3 protein-coding genes are annotated in these 6,000 nt (G+C 76.0%); all 3 read right to left on the bottom strand.

Features of this window, described 5'->3' with window-relative positions; all coding sequences use genetic code 11:
• Window positions 1-328 precede the first annotated feature (328 nt).
• A complete protein-coding gene (locus tag EST54_RS23710) occupies window positions 329-1,789 on the bottom strand; it encodes an aldehyde dehydrogenase family protein (protein WP_129249751.1) in 1,461 nt (486 codons plus the stop codon).
• Window positions 1,790-2,010: 221 nt separating this feature from the next.
• Window positions 2,011-3,687, bottom strand: coding sequence for a PucR family transcriptional regulator (locus tag EST54_RS23715; protein WP_129249752.1), 1,677 nt, complete (start codon window positions 3,685-3,687; stop codon window positions 2,011-2,013).
• Between the two features lie 237 nt (window positions 3,688-3,924).
• Window positions 3,925-6,000, bottom strand: a 2,076-nt coding sequence (locus EST54_RS23720) for a type IV secretory system conjugative DNA transfer family protein (protein ID WP_244942601.1), incomplete at its 5' end; no start/stop codon positions are given.

The following is a 6,000-nucleotide window of genomic DNA, read 5'->3' on the forward strand; positions in this document are numbered from 1 at the left end:
GATCCGCACGGGTTGCACCACTGGAGGTACGAGGAGAAGCCGGGCGCAAGGGCGCCCGCGCGCCATGGGACGCCTGCGCCACGGCGCCGGTCCCTGAGGACACCCGGCCCTCGGCCCTTCGGGGGGTGGGGCACGGCGTCCGCCGCCGGGCCTGCCGCACCCCGCCGCGGGGCCGGAACGGGCCGGAACGGCGGACGCGGCGCGCTCCGCAGCAGGGTGCCGAGCGCGCCGCGCCGGGGGCCGGCGCCGGAGCGCCGGCCGTGGCCCGGAGGGTGATACGGCCCGAGGACGGCCGTCGCTGTCCACCTGGCCGGGCCGGGCCGGTGGGTTACAGCGCGAGTCCGGTGAGGACCATGACCCGCTCGTAGGTGTAGTCGTCCATCGCGAAGCGCACGCCCTCGCGGCCCACCCCGGACTGCTTCACGCCGCCGTACGGCATCTGGTCCGCGCGGTAGGACGGCACATCGCCGATGATCACGCCGCCGACCTCCAGCGCGCGGTGGGCGCGGAACGCGGTCTGCACGTCGTGCGTGAAGACGCCCGCCTGCAGGCCGAACTTGGAGTCGTTGACGGCTGCGAACGCCTCGTCGACGCCCTCGACCTTGGTCAGGCTGAGCACCGGTCCGAAGACCTCTTCGCAGGCGAGGGTGGCACCGGCGGGCACGTCCGCCAGCACGGTCGGCGCGTAGGAGGCGCCGTCGCGCTTGCCGCCCGCGAGCAGCTTCGCGCCGCGCTCCACGGCCTCGTCCACCCAGGACTCGACGCGCCGGGCGGCGTCCTCGCTCACCAGCGGGCCGACCTCGGTCGCGTCGTCGGAGGGGTCACCGGTGACCTGCGCCTCGACGGCCGCCACGATCTTCGGCACCAGCCGGTCGTAGACGGACGCGTCGGCGATCACCCGCTGCACCGAGATGCAGGACTGGCCGCCCTGGTAGTTGGAGAAGGTGGCGATGCGCTGCGCCGCCCAGTCCAGGTCCGCCTCGGAGGAGAAGTCCGGCAGGACGACGGCGGCGCCGTTGCCGCCGAGCTCCAGGGTGCAGTGCTTGCGCGGCACCGAGTCCAGGATCGCGTAGCCGACCTTCTCGGAGCCGGTGAAGGAGACCACCGGCAGCCGCTCGTCCTGGACCAGCGCCGGCATCCGGTCGTTGGGCACCGGGAGGATCGACCAGGAGCCGGCCGGCAGGTCGGTCTCGGCCAGCAGCTCGCCGATGAGCAGGCCGGAGAGCGGGGTGGCGGGGGCCGGCTTGAGGATGATCGGGGCGCCGGCGGCGATGGCCGGGGCGACCTTGTGGGCGCAGAGGTTCAGCGGGAAGTTGAACGGGGCGATGCCCAGCACCGTGCCGCGCGGGAAGCGGCGGGTCAGCGCGAGCCGGCCGGCGCCGCCCGCGTCGGTGTCCAGCCGCTGCGCCTCGCCGCCGTTGAAGCGGCGGGCCTCCTCGGCCGCGAAGCGGAACACGGACACGGCCCGGCCGACCTCGCCGCGCGCCCATTTCATGGGCTTGCCGTTCTCCGCGGAGATCAGCCGGGCGATCTCCTCCGTACGCTCCACCAGCCGGCGGTGCACATGGTCCAGGGCGGCGGCCCGTACATGCGCGGGGGTCGCGGCCAGCTCGTCCTGAACCGCGACGGAGGCCGCGACGGCCTCCTCGACCTGCGCCTCGGTGGGGACGCTCACCGTGCCGACGAGACGTCCGTCCCAGGGGGAGGTGACATCGAAGGTGGCCTCGCCGGTGGCCTCGCGGCCGGCGAGCCAGAAGGCGGTGGGGGCTGCATCAGTGGGGATCGGCACAGTGGAACCCGGCCCTTCAGAAGTGGTGGGTGGTGCGCATGGCTCAGCGAGCGCCTCTGCGGTTTTGACTCTGCACCCAAGGTAGGGGGACGGCGGCGCCGTGGCGTTTGTCCGTAGCGGAGTAATCGACAGGCCCGCCTCTCCGCGGTGGAGGGGGCGTACGGGGTGGGTCCGGGGGCGGCCGCGGACCGGCCGTCACAGGGGCGGCAGCGGACCGGCCGTCACAGGGAGGGCGAGGGGCCGGCCCCGCCCTCGTTGCCCTGGGAAGTCGAGGTCGCCTTCAGCGCCAGCCACAGCTCCATCCGCACGTCCGCGTCGTCCAGCGAGCGCCCCAGGATCTCCTCCACCCGCCGCATCCGGTAGCGCAGGGTGTGGCGGTGGACGCCGAGGTCGGCGGCGGCCGCGTCCCACTGGCCGTGCCGGGCGAGCCAGGCCCGCAGCGAGGCCACCAGGTCGCCGCGGCCGGTCGCGTCGTGCTCGCGCAGCGCCCGCAGCAGCCCGTCCGCGAAGGCGCGGACCGCGTCGTCGGCGAGCAGCGGCAGCACGGATCCGGCCGCCACGTCCTCGTGCTCGACCAGCGCCCGGCCGCGCCGGCGGGCCACCGACAGCGCCTGTTCGGCCTGGCGGTAGGCGTGCGCGGCGGCCATCGGTCCGGTCGGCGCCGACAGCCCGACGGCCACCGTCCCGCCCCGGCCGCTCTCCCCGCGCCCGGACCGGCCGCGCGGGCGCGGCCGCGCACCGGCGCGGGCCTCGGCCTCGGCGGCGTAGGAGGCACAGGCGTCCGCGGCCGCGCCGCCGTCCGCGACCAGCACGATCAGCCGGCCGCCGTCCGGCACGGCGAGCAGCGCCTCACCGGTCCGGGCGGCCGCGGAGTCCATCGCGTCGGCCAGCCCGTCGAGGACCCCCGGGGAGAGGGCGCCCCCGGCCGCCCCCGGCGACTGTTCCTCGGCGGGCACCGGCTCGGCGACCACCACCCGGAACGGCGCGTCCAGCAGTCCGCCGTAGAGCCGCCCCGCCACCGCCCGCGCATGGTCCGGCTCCCCCGCGAGCAGCATCTTCAGCACCGCCGCGCCCAGCCGGGCTTCGGCGTCCTGCAACGCCCTGGACCGCTCGGTGGTCAGGGTGAGCAGCGCGACCGCGGAGTGCACGGCGTAGCGCTCGGCCGTGCCGAGCGGCGCGGCGGTGCCGACCGCGAGCACCCCGCGGGCCCGCCGCCCCGTGCCCAGCGACTGCAGTTCGACCCGGTCGTCGCCGTCGGTGTCGCTGACCACGGAGCTGGCGGGTGCGGGCCGCTCGCGCAGCCGCCCGACGTCCTCGGCGAGCCGGGCCGCGCGCCGGGCCGCCCAGTCGGGGGCGGCGGCGACCACCGCGCCCGAGGCGTCGTAGAGCGCTGCCCAGCCGTCCAGATGGGCCGCGAGCCGGGCCAGGAGTTCGGCCGGGCCCTCGGTCCCGAGCGCCGCCCGGGTCAGCTCCCGCTGCGCCTCGAACCCCGCGGTCACCGCGCGGTACTGGTCGGCGGCGACGGCCGCCGAGACCGCCTTGCTGATCGCGATGAACGGTGTCCTGCGGGGCACCCCGAGCAGCGGCAGCCCCTCCTCCCTGGCCGCCTCGACCAGCGGCGCCGGCACCCCCTCGTAGTTCACCCCGACCGCGAAGCCCAGCCCGACCACCCCGGCCCGGGCGACCCGCCGCACATAGCTGCGGGTCGCCTCGGCGTCCTCCGCGTCCAGCTTGAGCGCGGTGATCAGCAGCAGCTCGCCGCCTTCCATGTACGGCACCGGATCGATCAGCTCGCTCGCGTGCGCCCAGCGCACAGGCACGTCCAGGTGCCCCTCGCCCGCGAGCACGGTCAGCTTGAGCGCGGTGTGGTTGACCAGGGAAGCGAGCGTGTGCGGCATGGGACCTTCGTGACGTCGACGACTGCGGGGGACGGCCGATCGACAACCGGTCACCGGCAGGGCCGGGGGACCGGCCGCCGACCCGCTGTTATTTCGCCGCCCCGTATGAACGGCCAAAGTCGATTCTGCCTCAGCGGAGGAATCCGGGGGACCCGCGGGCCGGACATTCCCGCCGCCCCCGGGCCCCGCGCCCGGCCCACCGGACGGCGCGCCCCGCCCGCCCCCGCGTCCGGCCCGTCAGGACCGCAGATCCACCAGCACGGGCGGGGCGTGCTCCCCCGCCACCGAGGTCACGGACAGCACGGCATGCCCGGGCGGCAGGGCATTGGCAAGGTCGGAGGCGGACCAGCGCTCCCGCTCGACGGTGCGGACGGTGACGGCCTTGGCGGTGGGCGCCTTGCCGGTGACCAGGTGGCGGAAGAGGTGGAGGGCCTTCATCGCGGCGCCCTCGGCAATGATCTGACGGTCCGTCACATCACGGGTCTCCACCCACTCCTTGCCCCACACCTCGGCGAACCGGGCGCCGTCCCAGGTCGTCACGCCCGCGAACGCCATCCGGCAGCCCACCGAGCCCAACAGCGTGCCGCGCAGCGCGTCGGGGACGTCGTCCAACGAGCGCAGCGTCAGCACCGCCCCGGCGTTCGCCGAGCGCAGCCGCTGCAGACCGCGCAGCGCCTCGGCGGTGATGGTGTGGGCGGCGTCGTCGAGGACCAGGCAGGCGAACACCGAGCGGTCGCCACGGGCCACCGCGCACTCGGTGAACTGCGCCAGCACCAGCCGGGCGAGGATCCGCGAGGCCTCCGCATGGCCGCGCTCGGGCAGTTCGATACGGACCCGCAGCGGATGGTCCAGGGCGCGCAGCGAGACCTGCCGGGTGCCCCCGGTGGGGTCGAAGAACGCGGCGAAGGCGGGCCGGTCCAGGAGGGCGATGCGGTCGGCGAGCAGCACGCCGAGGTCGCCGGGGCGCTCCGACTGGCGGGCCCGCGCGTCCAGTTCGCGCAGCAGGGTGTGGGCGCCGGTCTCCTCCAGGGCGGTGCGCAGCGCGGACATCGCCTGTGGCGCGCCGTCCAGCAGTTCGCGCAGCTCGGGCACGGTGGGGAAGCGGTCGTGGGTGGCCGCGAAGGGGCCGAGCAGCTGGGCCAGTGCGGTGGCGGCGCGCCGGCTGTCGCCGCCGGGCAGCTGCTCGGCGAGATCACCGACCAGCGCCTCGGCCAGGATGCCGGCCGCTTCGTCGGGGTCCGTGGTGCCGCCGTACAGGTCGAGGTCGCACTCCGGATCGGGGCGGCCGATCCTGACCACCACATCGAACGCGTCGTCGGCACCGAGGTCGGAGCCGGTCGGGCCGACCACGACCACCGCGCACTGCCCGGCCAGCGCCTGCAGACACATCGACTCGACGACGGGCTTGACGACCCGGGTGGTCTTGCCGCTGCCGGCCGGCCCGACGGCCAGCAGCGAGGTCCCCAACAGCGCCGGTTCCAGGGCGCATCCGGCCAGACGGTGCTGATACGGGTTGCGGGGGTGGTCGGCGGCGGTGCCGATGCGGACCTGGTGGGCGAGCAGATCGTGGTGCGCGGTCCGGCGGGCCAGGTCGCGCCGGCCCGAGGGGTGCGCACAGGCCGCCGCGCCGTACCGGAGCACGGTGTCGGTGAAGGAGGCCAGGGAGTTCTTGCCGGACCGCACCGAGTGCCAGGCGCGCTCGATCCTGGCCACGTCCACGTCGTTCATCCGCCCGGTGCGCGCCTCGGCGGCGAGCTTGTCGGCCGCGTCCGCGGCGCCGTGTGCCCGCAGTTCGGGCCACTGGGCCCGGTCGGCGGCGGGCTGCGGCTTGGGGGCGGGGGCGCGCTTGCGCAGCCGGCCGAGGACCGGTCCCAGGAAGCGGCGGGCGAGTTCGGGCCAGCGGCCGAGGCGGCCGAACACGACGGCCAGCAGCGCCAGCACCAGGCCGTAGTAGGCGTAGGTGGCCACCACGTAGATCATCTTGTCGCCGCCGGCCGACCGCCAGGAGTCCGGCGTCAGCAGCACCAGCGGCCAGAGCCAGTAGCTCCCGAGGTACTGGTTCCACAGCAACGACCACAGCAGCCACCCGCACAGGAACGAGATCACCGCGCCGCTGATCAGCTGCCGCGCGGGGACCCGGTCGGGATCGGCCGCGGCCCGGGCCCGGTGGCCGTAGGTCCAGATACCGGGCGCGGCGGCCGGGCGCGGGGTGCGCAGCCAGCCCAGCAGCGGCGGTTCGGCGGCGGAGCCGGCGGGCGCGGCGCCCGGCGGGGCGGCGGGCACGGCCGGCACGGTGGGCGGGGCGGTGGGTGG

Source organism: Streptomyces sioyaensis (assembly GCF_004122735.1).
Lineage (GTDB): Bacteria > Actinomycetota > Actinomycetes > Streptomycetales > Streptomycetaceae > Streptomyces > Streptomyces sioyaensis.